This is a genomic window from Microbacterium forte (genome assembly GCF_031885415.1).
Taxonomy (GTDB): domain Bacteria; phylum Actinomycetota; class Actinomycetes; order Actinomycetales; family Microbacteriaceae; genus Microbacterium; species Microbacterium forte.
The window spans coordinates 1636279-1651015 of record NZ_CP116871.1 but is presented as its reverse complement, the minus strand read 5'-3'; the positions used below and the strand labels follow the sequence as shown (position 1 = coordinate 1651015).

Genomic DNA, 14737 nt, shown 5'->3' with positions numbered 1-14737 from the left:
GACCAGACACGAGCGCCTGTCTCCGGACGGGCGCTTTGTGTCTCTACCCCCCCGGTTTCCCACTCGTCGCAGGAGCATGCCATGAAGTCGATCACCGTCACCGAACTCGCCGAGCGTTCGAACACTCCGCTCATCGATGTCCGCGAGGTCGATGAGTACGCCGCCGGACACGTCCCCGGGGCGGTCAACATCCCGATGTCCGAGATCGGCAACCGACTCGAAGAGCTCCCGGCGGAGTCGTTCGACGTCATCTGCCAGGCGGGCGGACGGTCGGCGCGCGTCGTCGAGGCGCTCGAATCCCGCGGGTACGACGCGACCAACGTCGAGGGTGGAACGGGCGAGTGGATCGCTCAGGGCCGCGAGGTCGAGGTGCCGTCGGCGTGACCACGCTGACCCTCATCGGCAAGCCCGACTGCCACCTGTGCGACGTCGCGTCCGAGATCATCGACTCCGTCGTCGCCGAACTCCCTGACGCGGCTGCCGAGCGGATCGAGATCGTCGAGGCGTCGATCAAGGACGACCCCGCGCTCTACGAGCTGTGGTGGGAGAAGATCCCGGTCGTCCTCATCGACGGAGAGCTGCACGCGCACTGGCGCCTGTCGGCAGACCGACTGCGCGATGCTCTCGAAGCCGCTGTGCAGCATGACGCACTGAAGAAGGAAGCGCGATGATCCGTCACGTCGTCACCTGGAAGCTCGCCGCAGAGGACCCCGCGACGCGCTCCGAACAGGCCTCCGAGGTCGCCCGCAGGCTGAACGCACTCGACGGTGTCGTGCCGCAGCTTCGCTCGATCTCCGCGGGCGCGAACATCGCATATCCGGACGCGAACTGGGACGTCACGCTCGTCGCGGACGTCGATTCCATCGAGGCCCTGGAGGAGTACCAGGTGCACCCCGCTCATGAAGAGGTCGTGGCATACGTGCGCTCGGTGGTCGCGTCGCGCGTGGCTGTCGACTTCGAGGTCTGAGCCGCCGGACCGCAGCTGCCGATCCGACGGGAGCAGGCGGAGTCATGGGCGAGATCATCTGGCACGACGTGATCGTCGTGTGGGCGCGGCCCTCGGACCTGCGGGGGTTCACCGAGATCGATGCCGCCGCGATGGGGCAGGGGCAGGTCGACCGCCTCCGCCAGCTGAGTGGCAGCCGCGCTCAGGGCTTCCTGGCGGGGAGGGCGCTGATCCGCGCGCTCGTGCGCAGGATCCGAGGCTCCGACGAGGTCCTGCTCTCCAGTCGCTGCGACAGATGCGGAGCCGACCACGGCCGACCGCGCTCGGCCGGCGTGTCGCTCAGCGTGAGCCACGCGGAGGATCTTGTCGTGGTCGCGGCGACAGCGGGGTCCATCCTGCTGGGCGTGGATGTCGAGGATGAGGCGGCGGCCGGACGCCTCCACGGAATGGGGTCGATGTTCCCCGACGGCGCCGCCGCCGATCTCGCGGCGTGGACGCGCATCGAAGCAGCCGTGAAGGCGGATGGTCGAGGCTTTGAGATCGACCCGTCGGAGGTGCTCCTGCATCCGAGCGCCGATGACGCGGACCCGTGCGCGTGGTCAGCAGTGCTTCCCGGGCGTGCGAGTCCTTTGGAGATCGCGACGCTCGTCGGGCCCCCCGGATTCGTGCTGAGCGTCGCCGTCGGCTGATCCTCCACCGTCAGCTCGGCGTCACCGTCAGCGCGGCGTCAGCGTCAGCGCCGGGGCCGCGCAGCAGGAAGGGCGGGCAGCGGGAGCTCGTCGATCCAGGTCCGCACAAGCGCGCGCGCCTGGCCGTCGGCGATCTCGTCGACCAGCCCGAGGAAGTCGTCACTCGTCACCGCGAGCCCGGCGAAGCGCGACGTCCACTCCCGCGTCAGAGTGAAGAACCGCTCATCGCCGATCGTCAGACGCAGAGCATGCAGGGTGAGTGCGCCGCGCTTGTACACGCGGTCGTCGAACATGTCGGTGGGGCCGGGATCCGAGAGCACGAGATCCTGGGGGAGGATGCGGAGGCTGGCGTGATGCGACCGGGCCTTCGCATGGGCGGTGGGGCCTCCCGCGGCCTCCGACCACAGCCACTCCGAGTAGCACGCGTATCCCTCATTCAGCCAGATGTCCTGCCAGCGGGCGACGCCGACGCTGTTGCCGAACCACTGGTGTGCGAGCTCGTGCGCGATCAGCCGCTCGCTGCCACCCGACCCGTCGACGTGGTTCGCGCCGAAGATCGCCATGCCCTGCGCCTCGAGCGGGATCTCGAGGACGTCCGGGGTGACGACGATCTTGTAGGACTCGTAGGGGTACGGGCCGAAGGCCTCGACGAACGTCTCCATCATCTGCGGCAGCGCGGCGAAGTCGGAGCGCACCCGGGGCGCGAGCGCCCGGGGGTGGAACAGGCGCCCCGGCGTCGCGCCGAGCTCGACCCTGTCGTCGTCGTACTGACCGAGCTGCACGGTCATCAGATACGTCGCCGTCGGCACCGGCTGGTCGAAGGTCCAGCGCGTGCGACCCCGCTGCGTCGACCGGGTGGCTGCGCCGCCGCTCACGACGGTGTACTCGGGGTCGGCCGTGAACTCCAGACGATAGGTCGCCTTGTCCGACGGGATGTCGTTGCAGGGGAACCAGGTCGGGGCGCCCGTGGGCTGCGACGCGACCAGCACGCCGTCTTCCAGCTCTTCCCAGCCGAGGAGTCCCCACCGGGTGCGTCGGGGCGAGGGGGCCCCCGAGTACTCGATCGTGACGGTGAGTTCCTGCCCGCTTTCGCGCTCGCCGCCGAAGGCCACCTTGAGTCGCCGGTCGTCCTGACGGAACGAGGCGGCTCGGTCGCCGCTCACCCGCACCTTCGTGGCCTTGAGCCCGACGAGATCGAAGGACACGTGCTTGGCCGTCTCCTGCATCCGCAGCCGGATCGTGGCGATGCCCGCGAGCCGATTCGTGGTCACCCGATAGTCGATGGCGAGGTCGTAGTGCAGCACCCCGTAGCGTCGATCGCCGCTGTGCGGGGTGTAGGGGTCGACGTTCATGCGTCCGACGCCTGGTAGGAGCGCACCTTGACCGCGCGCCAGGGGCCGATGGGATTTCCGCTCCATCGGCTGCCCACGGGCACGAACTCCCCGCGCATCACGAGCGACGCAGGGCCGACCGTCGCATCCGCCCCGATCGTCGCCGCGGGGAGGATCACGCTGTGCGGCCCGAGGGTCGCACCGTTCTCCAGGGTCACTGCGTCGATGCTCATCACTCGATCATGGAACAGATGCGTCTGAACCACACATCCGCGGTTCACCGTGGCGCCGTCGCCGAGCGTCACGAGATCCGGTTCGGGCAGCCAGTAGCTGTCGGTCCACACCCCTCGACCGATCTTGGCTCCGAGCGTGCGCAGCCAGATGGCGAGGGCGGGGGTGCCGGATGCCGCGTTCGCGAACCAGGGGGCGGCGACCATCTCGGTGAAGGTGTCAGACACCTCGGTGCGCCAGACGAAGCTCGACCAGAGCGGATGCTCTCCCGCGCGAATCGGCCCGACAATGATCCATTTCGCCGCTGTCGTGACGAGGGCGGCGATCGCGCCGGCGGCGAGCATGACGGCGCTCGAGAGCACGACTGCCCATCCGAGCCCCCACGCCTCGACCACGGCGGCGAGCGTGAGCATCACGGCCAGTCCGATCGTGCACGTCACCAACACCGGGATGATGCGGCCCAGCTCCCAGAGCGCTCGCCCCACCCGCAGACCGGTGCGGGGGCGGTAGGTGCGCTCGAGGTCGGAGTCGTTGACGACACGACGCAGTCGAGCGGCGGGCGAGCCCAACCACGACGATCCGGCCTTCGCCTTGGGCGGCGCGACGGACAGCACGGCCACCAGGCCGTCTCGGGGCACATTGTGCCCACCGGCCGCCATGCCGGAGTTGCCGAGGAAGGCGCGCTTGCCGATCCGCGCCGTGCCCAGGCGCATCCACCCGCCCTGCAGCTCGTAGGTCGCGACCATGGTGTCGTCGGCGAGGAACGCGCCGTCGGCGATCGTCGTGAGCTTCGGGATGAGCAGCACGGTCGACGCCTCGACATCGCGACCGACGTCGGCGCCGAGGGCACGCAGCCAGAACGGGGTGAAGCTGCTGGAGTACAGCGGGAAGAGGAAGGTGCGAGCAGAATCGAGAAGGCGTTCGGTCGTCCACGCCTGCCACGCGACGCGAGAGCGCACCGGGTACACGCCTTCGCCGAGACCCACCCCGAGCACGCGCACGAGAACCAGCACGAGGGCGGCGAAGACCACGCCCGAGAGAAGCACAGCAGGAACGAGCAGCGCCAGGATGCCGGGAACGGTGGCAGTGAGGGAGTCTGCTCCTCGGATGCCGAGCGCCACCACCCACGCCCCGGTCGCCAGAGAGATGACCGGCAGGATGCCGAGGAACGCCGAGGACGCGGCGTAGGCCCACAGCCAACGGGTGCGGCTCGGCGGGCGACCGGCTGCGAACGGCTTCGAGACGCCGCCGACGCGGGCCGCCGGGGATCCGGCCCAGCGCTGCCCCGACCGCACGCGGCCGAACACGGCTGAACCGGGTGCGATCTCGGCGCCGCGGCCGATCTTCGTGCCGGGGGCGAGGGTGCTTCGTGCGCCGATCGTCGAGTCGGCGCCGATGCGGATGCCGCCGATGCGCACGGTGTCGCCGTCGATCCAGTACCCGGTGAGGTCGACCTCGGGCTCGATCGAGGCGCCGGACCCGATGTCGAGCATGCCCGTGATCGGGGGCACCGTGTGCAGATCGACGTCCTTGTGGATGCGCGCGCCGAGCGCCCTGGCGTAGTACACGACCCAGGGCGCGCCTGCGAGTCCCACCGGGTCGACCTGCTGCGCGATCTGCTCGGCGAGCCACAGGCGCAGGTGCACGCCGCCGCCCCGCGGGTAGTCGCCGGGCCGGAGTCCCGCGAGCAGCAGGCGGGCGGCGACCGCGGCGATCGTCATCTTGCCCAGCGGGGTCACGAAGACCACCAGGCCGACGATGATCGTCCACACCGGGACGGCGGGAAGGAACTCGAATCCGGGTGACAGGCGCAGGATCCAGCTCGCGGTGAGCAGGAAGAGCAGCCAGCGGATGCCGGTGAACACGAACAGCGGCAACCCGGCGATGGTCTGCACCCACTGCATCCGCCGCGGTGTGGGTGTCTGCTGGCTGAAGACCCGTTCCGCGGTGTCCTCATCGTCGGCCTCTTCGTCGACGGCATCGGCCATCTGACGCAGTCTCGGCAGGTCGTAGACGTCGGTCATCGTGAACTCGGGTGCGCGGGTGCGCAGGCGCGAGACCAGCTGGGCGGCGGCGAGCGAGCCTCCGCCCAGCTGGAAGAAGTCGGCGTCCTCATCGCTCGGGCGGATGCCGAGCACGGCGAACCACTGCTCGGCGAGCCACGCGGCGGTTCCGGAGAGCGAGGATTCGCCCGCGTCGCCGGAATCGAGGGGCCACGGAAGAGCCGCCTTGTCGACCTTGCCCGACGTGCGTACGGGCAGATCATCGACGATCGCGAGCAGCGGGATCAGGGGAGCCGGCAGCATCTCGGCGAGCTCGCCGCGCGCCACCTGCCGGTCGAATCCGTCGTCGGGAACCACATAGCCGACGAGGATCGGCATGCCGGCATCGCTCTTCTGCACGACCACGGTCGCCGCCGAGACCGAGCTCAGCCCCTGCAGCGCCGCCTCGACCTCGCCGAGCTCGATGCGGCGACCGCCGATCTTGACCTGGTCGTCGGCACGGCCCTGGAAGATCAGGCCCTCGGGCTCGACGCGCACGACGTCGCCGGAGCGATAGGCGCGGTCCCAGCCGAGCGTCGGCATCGGGGCGTACTTCTCGGCGTCCTTGACCGGGTCGAGGTAGCGGGCGAGGCCGACGCCGCCGATGATCAGCTCGCCCGCTTCGCCGTCGGCGACGCGCTGACCTTCTGCGTCGACCACGGCCAGCGACCAGCCGTCCAGAGGCAGGCCGATGCGCACGGGGCCGGTGCCGTCCATGAGAGAAGCGCAGGCGACGACGGTGGCCTCGGTCGGGCCGTACGTGTTCCAGATCTCGCGTCCATCGGATGCCAGTCGGGCGACCAGTTCTGGTGGGCAGGCCTCGCCTCCGAAGATCAGCAGGCGCACGTTCTCGATCGCATCCTGGGGCCACAGGGCTGCGAGCGTGGGAACCGTCGAGACGACGGTGATCCCGTGCCCGAGCAGCCAGGGGCCCAGATCCTCGCCCGACCTGACCAGCGCCCTCGGCGCCGGAACGAGGCATGCGCCGTGGCCCCAGGCGAGCCACATCTCTTCGCAGGATGCGTCGAACGCGACCGAGAGGCCCGCGAGCACGCGGTCGCCGGGGCCCAGTGGGGCATCCTGCAGGAACAGGCGTGCCTCGGCGTCGACGAAGGCCGCTGCGGAACGGTGTGAGACGGCGACGCCCTTGGGAACCCCCGTCGAGCCGGAGGTGAAGATGATCCAGGCATCGTCGTCGACGGTGGGCGGGGTGACGACGGGCACCGCCGACGTGCTCGGGTGGGGTGCCGCGCTGGAGAACAGCTGCCTCGCATCAGAGGTGTCCGCGGGGAGGTATCCCGCATCGGTGATCATGCCGACGATGCGCGCCTCACGGAAGACGAGATCGGCCCGCTCCTGGGGGTCGTCCGCGTCGACCGGGACGTATGCCGCGCCGGCAGCCATCGCGCCGAGGATCGCGATGTAGAGGTCACGGCGACCCGACGTCATCCTGATGCCGACGCGATCGCCCTGACTCACGCCCTGCTCTCGCAGCACGGCAGCCGTGCGCCACACCTGCGCCAGCAGTTCCGCGTAGCTCACCGCGCCGTCGGCGTCCTCGACCGCTGACGCGTCGGGATACTGCTCGGTGGTGTCGCGGAGGATGTCGATCAGTGTGCGGGGGAGTGGCGCCTCGGCAGCGCGGTCGAGCGCCTCCTGCACGTCAGTTCGCAAGGAGGTCGAGCAGCGCGGCCTTCGACAGTCGCGAGTATCCGGTGCGGCCCTCGGCACGGGCACGGGCTCGGAGCTCGACGACAGTGAGATCGCTCAGCTCGGACTCCGGGGATGACGACGGTGCGGCGGACTTCGGCGTCGCGGTCCTCGCGGTGGCCGTCCTCTTCGCCGGACGAGCGGCAGCCGTCGCCGTGGTCGTGGAGGGGACCGCGGGAGCAGGGGCGACCTTCGTCGTCGCCGGCGTCACTGCGGTCGCCGGCTTCGCTGCCTTCGGTGCGACCGGGGCTGTCTTCGCCTCGGTGGTCGTCACTGCGGGCGACGAGAGAGCGTCGGACGTCGTGGCGTCGGCCTTCTTCGAGGGCGAGGTGTTCTTCGTCTCGGACTTCTTCGCGTCGCCCTTCTTCGCGCCGGGCTTCTTCGCCTCGGGCTTCTTCGTCTCGGCTTTCTCAGCGACCAACTTCTTCGCCTCGGACTTCTTCTCGTCCTTCTTGTCGGACTTCTTCTTGTCGCCCTTCTTCGTGTCGGCCTTCTTCGGCGCCTGGAGGCGCGCGGCGGCCTCCTGAAGTCGCTCGGTGGCGGCGGTGGCCGACTTCGCGACCTTCTTGGGCCGGTCGGCGATCTTCTTCTTCGAGGCGCTCGCCGCGTCCTTCGCGTCCTCGACGAGAGGCTTGAGCTTCTTGGCCGCCTTCTTCGGAAGGGTCTTGATCAGCTTCTTCGCATCCTTCGCGGCATCCTTGGCGGCATCGAGTGCTGCCTCGGCATTCCGGTGGGCTGGGCTCTTCTTGGCCATGGTCGATCCTCCTGTGCGACCCGAGCGCGTCCGCCCGGGAGTTGGCACAGAGGATACTCAGGCAAGGTGAACAATCGGTGCCGCGCCGGTCCCGGGCCATGTCATATCCCGTCACACTTGCAACACAAATGTGATCCGCGGAAGGCGGCTGGCGACCGGTCGGGCCCGGTGGTGCATGTTTAGATGTTCTCCTACCCGTCCGTGGGCACTCACACCCTCGTCGTTCAGGAGCTGACATGCGCCGTCGCAACATCATCGCCGGGATCGCGCTCGCCGCGACCGCCACTCTCGCCCTCGCCGGCTGTGCGACGGGCAGCGGAGATGCAGGCTCGGGAGAGCCGGCGGCCGGCGACGAGTACGGCCTCATCGAGGCGGGCACGCTGACGGTCTGCTCCGACATCCCCTACGCTCCGTTCGAGTTCGAGGGCGGCGACAACGGCACCGGCTACACCGGCTTCGACATCGACCTGCTCGATGCGATCGCCAAGGAGCTCGACCTCGAGCTCGCGGTGCAGGACGTCGGATTCGACGCTCTGCAGTCGGGCACGACCCTCGCCGCAGGCCAGTGCGACGTCGGCGCCTCGGCGATGACCATCACCGACGAGCGCAAGGCGAACATCGACTTCTCCGAGCCGTACTACGAGTCGCTGCAGTCGCTGCTGGTGCGCACCGACTCGGGCATCGAGTCGATCGACGACCTCTCGGGCAAGAACGTCGGTGTGCAGCAGGGCACGACCGGTGAGGCGTACGCGACCGAGAACGCCGAGGGCGCGCAGCTCGTGCAGTACCCGTCCGACGGCGAGCTGTGGCCCGCCATGCAGGCCGGGCAGATCGACGCGATCCTGCAGGACCAGCCGGTGAACCTCGAGCACGAGAAGGCCGACAGCGCCTACAAGATCGTCGAGGAGTACGAGACCGGCGAGTCCTACGGCTTCGCATACGCCAAGGGCGAGAAGGACGCGCTGCGCGAGGCGATCGACGGTGCGCTGCAGGATCTGCGCGACAGCGGCGACTACCAGACGATCTACGACACCTACTTCACCGCGAAGTAATCGGCGAGCGACGTAGGACAGGGAGACCTTGACAATGGCGTTGAGGCGCACCACGAAGAGCAAGCTCTACCGGTACACCGTCTATGCGGTGCTGATCGCGGTCGCCGTCTGGCTGATCGTCAGCACCGACTGGGCGCGGATCGCGCAGCTCTACTTCAATCCGGAGATCGCGGCGAAGATGCTCCCGGGCATCATCACGACGGCGCTCGTGAACACGCTGTGGTTCACGGCCGTAGCGTTCGCCGGTGGCCTGCTGCTCGGCGTCGTGCTGGCGCTGCTGAAGCTGTCGAGCATCGGGCCCTTCCGATGGATCGCGACGGCGTGGATCGAGCTGTTCCGCGGGCTTCCCGCGATCCTCACGATCTTCGCCATCGCCTTCATCCTGCCGATCGGACTCGGCGTGCCGGGAACGAAGCTGGGTGGACCGGTGGTGCTCGGGTTGATCGGTCTGATCCTCGTGGCGTCCGCCTACATGGCCGAGACCATCCGGGCGGGTATCCAGGCGGTGCCGAAGGGGCAGACCGAGGCCGCCCGCTCGCTCGGCATGTCGCCCATGAAGACGACGTTCTGGATCGTGGTGCCACAGGGGTTCCGCATCATCATCCCGCCGCTGACCAACGAGTTCGTGCTGCTGCTGAAGGACACCTCGCTGCTCTTCGTCGCCGGCTCCTTCATCTGGTCGAAGGAACTCACGAACTTCGCGCGTGACGCGAGCACGCAGAACGCCAACGGAACGCCGTTGATCATGGCGGCGGCGCTCTACCTGATCGTGACGATCCCCCTCACGCGCTTCAGCGCGTACCTGGAACGAAGGATGTCGAGGCAGCGATGATCACCGATCTGATTGACGTCCACGCGCCGGCGATCGACCTGCAGGGGCTCGTGAAGAGCTTCGGCGACAACGAGGTGCTCAAGGGCATCGACCTCACCGTCACCGCTGGCGAGGTCGTCTGCATCATCGGCCCGTCGGGTTCCGGAAAGTCGACGCTGCTGCGCTCGGTGAACCTGCTCGAGGAGCCGACCGGGGGCAAGGTGCTCATCGAGGGCATCGACATCACCGACCCCGACGTCGACATCGACCGCGTGCGCACGCGCATCGGCATGGTGTTCCAGAGCTTCAACCTCTTCCCCCACCTCGACGTGATGGGCAACCTCATGATCGCGCAGCAGCGCGTGAAGAAGCGGTCGAAGGCCGAGGCTGAGCGGGTCGCGAAGGAGATGCTCGGACGCGTCGGCCTCTCCGAGAAGGCTGACGCCTTTCCCGGACACCTCTCGGGCGGTCAGCAGCAGCGCGTCGCCATCGCGCGCGCGCTGTGCATGAACCCCGACATGATGCTGTTCGACGAGCCGACGTCGGCGCTCGACCCGGAGCTCGTCGGCGAGGTGCTGCAGGTGATGCGCTCACTCGCGGATGAGGGAATGACGATGCTCGTCGTCACGCACGAGATGGGCTTCGCCCGCGAGGTCGGGTCGCGACTGATCTTCATGGACGGCGGACACATCGTCGAAGAGGGCGACCCGCGCGAGGTGCTCGCCAACCCGCAGCATCCGCGCACGCAGGACTTCCTGGCCCGCGTGCTCTGATCGTCTGACGCTTCACACACAGAGACCCCCTCCTGAGGAAACAGCAGGAGGGGGTCTCTGTGTGTGACGCGTGAACTCGGAAGTCAGTCGACGTCGACGACTTCTGCGCCCGGGGCGTTGGTCTTCACCGACTCGATCCCGTTCTTGGCGGCGGCCTTCGTGGTGTAGCTTTCGCTGGTCGCGATGACTTCACCGTTTCCGGCTTTGAGGCGGAACCTGTACCCACCTGAGCGGTCGGCGTACAGCTCGAACTTGCCTGCCATGAGGCGTCCTTTCTCTGTCGTGTCGAAGGGGCGGCGCCCCTCGGGATCACGGTATCCCGGAGTACTGGCCCACGGATAGAGCGCGATTCAGCCGCGCGGATGCACGGCCACGGGCTCGGGCGCGACGGCGATCCGCACACGATCTCCGAACGCCGGATGAATGCCGGGGGCGTGCTGCAGACGCACCAGCTCGCCCGATTCGGTGCGGACGAGCGTGCGGCGCATGCTGCCCAGGAACGTGCTCTCCTGCACGAGCGCATCGGTCGCGGCATCCGCCTCGGACGCGAAGTGCACGTTCTCCGGGCGCAGGTAGACGTCGACCGGTCCGTCGGCCTGAGCCTGCAGCGGCAGCTTCTGTCCCCACACCACGACGTGGTCGCCCTCGGCGACGCCCGAGACGACACTCGAGAGACCGACGAAGGCGGCGACACCTGCGGTCGACGGCGTCGTGTACAGCTGCTCGGGGGTGCCGATCTGCTCGATGGTCCCTGCGTTCATCACGGCGATCCGGTCGGAGACCGCCAGCGCCTCCTCCTGGTCGTGCGTCACGAAGACGGTGGTGATGCCGAGCCGCAGCTGGATGCGGCGGATCTCGTCACGCAGCTGCACGCGCACCTTCGCGTCGAGGGCCGACAGCGGCTCGTCGAGCAGCAGCACCTTCGGCTCGGTCACGAGTGCACGGGCCAGCGCCACGCGCTGCTGCTGGCCACCGGAGAGCTGATGCGGAAAGCGGTCGGCGAAGTCGGCGAGCCCCACCAGGGCCAGGGCGTCGAGAGCACGCTTCGAGGCCTCTGCCTTGCCGAGTCCACGGCGGCGCAATCCGAACGCCGTGTTCTCCGCGACGCGCAGATGCGGGAACAGCGAATAGGACTGGAAGACCATGCCGATGTCGCGCTTGTTCGTCGGGACGCGGGACACATCGCTTCCGCCGAGAAGCACCGCGCCGCTGTCGAGACCTTCGAGCCCCGCGAGCACCCGCAGCAGCGTGGTCTTGCCGCAGCCCGACGGACCGAGCAGCGAGACGAACTCGCCCGGAGCGATGTCGAGGTCGACTCCGTGCAGCACCGTGTTGCCCGAGTAGCTCTTCACGATGCTCTGCAGCTGCACACGCGTGCCCTCGCCGGCCTCGGCGAGGAGCATGTTGTCGGCGGTCTGGGGGAGGGTCATGAGCGGGCCTTTCCGTTGCCGCGCGCGACGCGGCCGATGAGGAGGAGCAGGAGGAAGACGAACAGCAGCGCCAGCAGGGTGAAGATGGCCGGTGCGTACGGGTCCTGCTTCTGGACGACGACCATCGCCGTCTGGAACACCTGGCGGTTGAGGAGCGACGCGATCGTGAACTCGCCGAGCACGACGGCGATCGAGATGAGCGACGCCGCGAGCAGCCCCTGGCGCAGGTTCGGCGCGAGCACGGTGAGAACGACGGTCGGCCAGCTCGCACCGAGTGATCGGGCGGCCTCGGCGAGGGTGCGCAGGTCGGCGGCGTCGATGGAGGCCTGGATCGAGCGATACGCGAACGGCAGCACGGTGATGCCGTAGGCGAAGGCCAGCGTCCAGGTGCCCGTGCCGAGAGCGCGTCCGATCTGCAGGTAGATCGGCGCGAGCCCGACGACCAGCACGATCGCGGGAATCGAGATCGGCAGCAGCACCGCGAACTCGAACACCGGCTTGAGCTTCGCGAAGCGCAGGTTGACCAGGATCATCGTCGGCGCGAGCAGGAGGAGCACGATCGCGACCGTCACCACGGCCAGGATCAGCGAGTTGCCGAGCCCCATCCAGATCGGCTTGATGGCCGCAGACTTCGCAGGGTCGAACAGCGCGAACCAGCGCTCGAGGCCGAGGGTGCCGTCGGTCTGACGCAGCGTGTAGAGGAACGTGGAGATCAGCGGGATGGCGAAGAAGGCGCCGACGGCGATGCCGATGATCCAGCGGGTCGCAAGAGAGGGGCCGAGACGGTTCATGACTGCCACCTCGCGGCTCGTCGCTGGATGATCGAGTACAGGCCCATGACGACTCCGACGATCACGATCATGCCGAGCGCGAGTGCGCCGGCCAGGTTCTCGCGGCCGAGCACGGTCTCGCTGGTGAGCGCGGCCCGGATCTGAAGCGGGACGATCTGCGCGCCCTGGCTGGCGAGTGCTGCGGCCGTGGCGTAGGAAGAGAAGGCGTTCGCGAACAGCAGCAGAAGGCTCGCGAGAAACGAGGGCGCCAGCACCGGGATGCCGATGCGCAGCCAGAAGCTCGAGCGTGTGCCGCCGAGCGTGAGGTTCGCCTCGGCCCACTGCGGCTTGAGCGCGGCGAGGGCGGGCATGAACGTGATCACCATGAGGGGGATCTGGAAGTAGATGTACGGCAGGATCAGGCCGGGGAGCTCGTAGAGCCAGGTGCCGTTCGCGAAGATGTCGACGCCGAGGTCGTCCTTGAGGAAGAGCGTGACGACGCCCTGGATGCCGATCGTCGCGATGAAGGCGAACGCGAGCATCACACCACCGAACTGGGCCAGCACGCCGGCCGCGGCATCCACGGTCGAGCGCACGGCGCCGTCGGGGTTCATGCCGAGCAGGGCGTAGCAGACGAGGGCTCCGAGGATCGCGCCGACCAGGGCTGTCAGCAGCGAGAGCCCGCCCGAGTTCGCGAACGTCGTGAGAACCACGGGATCGCCGAGGGCCGAGACGTTCGACCAGGTGAACGAGCCGTCCTCCGTGAAGAAGCCCGAGCCGATCGCGAGGATCGTCGGAACGGCGAGGAAGAGCAGCACATAGGCGGTGAAGGGCACGAGACCGAGCCAGGCCGCGGACGGCGCCGAGCGCCGGGCCCCCGAGACGACGGGCCCGGCGCCGGCCGGAGCGAGGGGGACGGGGGCGGATGCCGTGGCATCCGCCCCCGTCGTGGTGGCAGTGGTCACTGGACCGCCGCTGCCCACTTCTCGCCGAGCAGCGTGCCGGCGTTCGTCGACTGCTCCTCGGTCGGGACGACCGTCTCGCTCGGGACCTCAGGAAGAGCCGCGGCCAGGTCGGCGTCGATCGTGCCGGCCTCGGTCATGGCCTCCATACGAGCCGGACGTGCACCGCCCTTGAGCCACAGGTTCTGCACCTCGTCGCTGTAGAGGAACTCCTGCCAGAGGCGTGCGGCTGCCGGGTTCGGGGCATCCTTGTTGATCGCCTGGTTGTAGTAGCCGGCGTAACCGGTGCCGTCGAGCACGACGACCTTCCAGTCCTCGTTGTCGGCGGTGTGCGAGGCGTTCAGGTAGTCCCAGTCGAAGACGACGGGAGTCTCGCCGCTCGCGACGGTCGCCGTGGTGACGTCGACCTTGAGCAGGTTTCCGGCCTTCTGGAGCTCTGAGAAGAAGTCGATACCCGGCTGGAAGTCGTCGAGCGTGCCGTCGGACTGCACCGTGGCGAGGCCCACAGCGGCGAACGCCGCACCGGCCTGCGTCGGGTCGCCGTTGATGGCGACGGCACCCTTGTAGGCGGCGTCCTTCAGGTCGTCGAGCGACTCGGGGGCGTCGAACTTCGACGAGTCGTAGCCGATCGACATGTATCCGCCGTAGTCGCCGACGAAGAGCCCGGTCGGCTCCTTGAGCGCGTCGGGGATCTCGTCCCACGTCTGCACCTGGTACGGCGCGAACGTGTCGGTGTTCTGCAGCGCGACCGTGAGGCCGAGGTCGAACACGTCGGGTGCGGTGTCGAGCCCCTCGTTGGTCTTCGCTGCCTGGATCTCTTCGGCGCTCGACACGTCGGGCGATGCCTCGTTGATCGTGATCTCGGGGTACTTCTCGGCGAAGAGGTCGAGGATCTCGCCGTAGTTGGCCCAGTCGCGCGGAAGGGCGATGACGTTGAGCTGGCCTTCGGCCTTCGCCGCCTCTTCGAGATCCGCGAACGATCCGAAGTCCTCGACAGAGGTCGCGGCTGCGGCGTCGACGTCGTCGCTGCCGGCAGCGGGGGTCTCAGCACCGGTGGCGCAGGCGGTCAGGCCGAGCGCGGCGGTGGTGAACAGGGCGATGCCGGCGCCGATGCGCGCGCGGCGGTGGAAGTTGGTCATCAGGGTCCTCTCGGTGTCCGGCGTTGTGAGCCGGATTCGGGTTGCGAGAGGACACTATGAGCCGAGGGTTGCCGATCATCGCGGTCCCGGTGAACGT

General features: G+C 68.6%; 15 protein-coding genes. 7 read left to right on the top strand and 8 right to left on the bottom strand.

Annotated features, from left to right (window positions below; genetic code table 11):
* Positions 1 to 81 precede the first annotated feature (81 nt).
* Genes OB895_RS07980 through OB895_RS07965 form a run of 4 tightly spaced genes read left to right on the top strand, consistent with a single transcriptional unit; the run spans position 82 to position 1635 of the window.
* The gene (locus tag OB895_RS07980) at positions 82 to 384 is read left to right on the top strand and encodes a rhodanese-like domain-containing protein (protein ID WP_042538979.1); all 303 of its coding nucleotides are present in this window, start codon (positions 82 to 84) and stop codon (positions 382 to 384) included.
* On the top strand, positions 381 to 671 hold the full coding sequence (locus OB895_RS07975) for a glutaredoxin family protein (protein WP_042538981.1): 291 nt from the start codon (positions 381 to 383) through the stop codon (positions 669 to 671). The genes OB895_RS07980 and OB895_RS07975 overlap by 4 nt, the downstream gene beginning before the upstream one ends.
* On the top strand, positions 668 to 967 hold the full coding sequence (locus tag OB895_RS07970) for a Dabb family protein (protein ID WP_042538983.1): 300 nt from the start codon (positions 668 to 670) through the stop codon (positions 965 to 967). Before OB895_RS07975 ends, OB895_RS07970 begins: the two co-directional genes overlap by 4 nt.
* A gap of 44 nt (positions 968 to 1011) precedes the next feature.
* Positions 1012 to 1635, top strand: a complete 624-nt coding sequence (locus OB895_RS07965) for a 4'-phosphopantetheinyl transferase family protein (protein ID WP_079112308.1) — start codon at positions 1012 to 1014, stop codon at positions 1633 to 1635.
* 44 nt (positions 1636 to 1679) lie between these two features.
* On the opposite strand, the gene OB895_RS07960 is transcribed toward OB895_RS07965, so the two are convergent.
* The 3 genes from OB895_RS07960 to OB895_RS07950 are packed head-to-tail and all read right to left on the bottom strand — an operon-like array spanning position 1680 to position 7703.
* Positions 1680 to 2987, bottom strand: a complete 1308-nt coding sequence (locus tag OB895_RS07960; RefSeq protein ID WP_079112309.1) for a M1 family metallopeptidase — start codon at positions 2985 to 2987, stop codon at positions 1680 to 1682.
* A complete protein-coding gene (locus OB895_RS07955; protein ID WP_079112310.1) occupies positions 2984 to 6913 on the bottom strand; it encodes a Pls/PosA family non-ribosomal peptide synthetase in 3930 nt (1309 codons plus the stop codon). The genes OB895_RS07960 and OB895_RS07955 overlap by 4 nt, the downstream gene beginning before the upstream one ends.
* Positions 6903 to 7703: a hypothetical protein gene (locus OB895_RS07950; RefSeq protein ID WP_079112311.1), complete on the bottom strand. Its 801-nt coding sequence runs from the start codon at positions 7701 to 7703 to the stop codon at positions 6903 to 6905. Before OB895_RS07950 ends, OB895_RS07955 begins: the two co-directional genes overlap by 11 nt.
* 236 nt (positions 7704 to 7939) lie before the next feature.
* Here OB895_RS07950 and OB895_RS07945 point away from each other — a divergent pair, with 236 nt between their 5' ends.
* From OB895_RS07945 to OB895_RS07935, 3 genes are read left to right on the top strand one after another with little or no spacing between them, the layout of a single operon-like run.
* Positions 7940 to 8755, top strand: a complete 816-nt coding sequence (locus OB895_RS07945; protein WP_056375690.1) for a transporter substrate-binding domain-containing protein — start codon at positions 7940 to 7942, stop codon at positions 8753 to 8755.
* Between the two features lie 34 nt (positions 8756 to 8789).
* Entirely contained in the window at positions 8790 to 9587 is a 798-nt protein-coding gene (locus OB895_RS07940) for an amino acid ABC transporter permease (protein WP_079112312.1), read from the top strand.
* On the top strand, positions 9584 to 10339 hold the full coding sequence (locus tag OB895_RS07935; protein ID WP_042538994.1) for an amino acid ABC transporter ATP-binding protein: 756 nt from the start codon (positions 9584 to 9586) through the stop codon (positions 10337 to 10339). Before OB895_RS07940 ends, OB895_RS07935 begins: the two co-directional genes overlap by 4 nt.
* A gap of 83 nt (positions 10340 to 10422) precedes the next feature.
* Here OB895_RS07935 and OB895_RS07930 read toward each other — a convergent pair whose 3' ends face one another.
* The 5 genes from OB895_RS07930 to OB895_RS07910 all read right to left on the bottom strand — a co-directional run bounded on the left by OB895_RS07930 (position 10423) and on the right by OB895_RS07910 (position 14640).
* Positions 10423 to 10602, bottom strand: a complete 180-nt coding sequence (locus OB895_RS07930) for a YegP family protein (protein WP_042538996.1) — start codon at positions 10600 to 10602, stop codon at positions 10423 to 10425.
* A gap of 87 nt (positions 10603 to 10689) precedes the next feature.
* Entirely contained in the window at positions 10690 to 11769 is a 1080-nt protein-coding gene (locus tag OB895_RS07925) for an ABC transporter ATP-binding protein (RefSeq protein WP_042538998.1), read from the bottom strand.
* Positions 11766 to 12560, bottom strand: a complete 795-nt coding sequence (locus OB895_RS07920; RefSeq protein ID WP_042539000.1) for an ABC transporter permease — start codon at positions 12558 to 12560, stop codon at positions 11766 to 11768. The genes OB895_RS07925 and OB895_RS07920 overlap by 4 nt, the downstream gene beginning before the upstream one ends.
* Positions 12557 to 13504, bottom strand: a complete 948-nt coding sequence (locus OB895_RS07915) for an ABC transporter permease (RefSeq protein WP_311879753.1) — start codon at positions 13502 to 13504, stop codon at positions 12557 to 12559. The genes OB895_RS07920 and OB895_RS07915 overlap by 4 nt, the downstream gene beginning before the upstream one ends.
* Positions 13501 to 14640, bottom strand: coding sequence for an ABC transporter substrate-binding protein (locus OB895_RS07910; RefSeq protein WP_079112313.1), 1140 nt, complete (start codon positions 14638 to 14640; stop codon positions 13501 to 13503). Before OB895_RS07910 ends, OB895_RS07915 begins: the two co-directional genes overlap by 4 nt.
* Positions 14641 to 14737 lie beyond the last annotated feature (97 nt).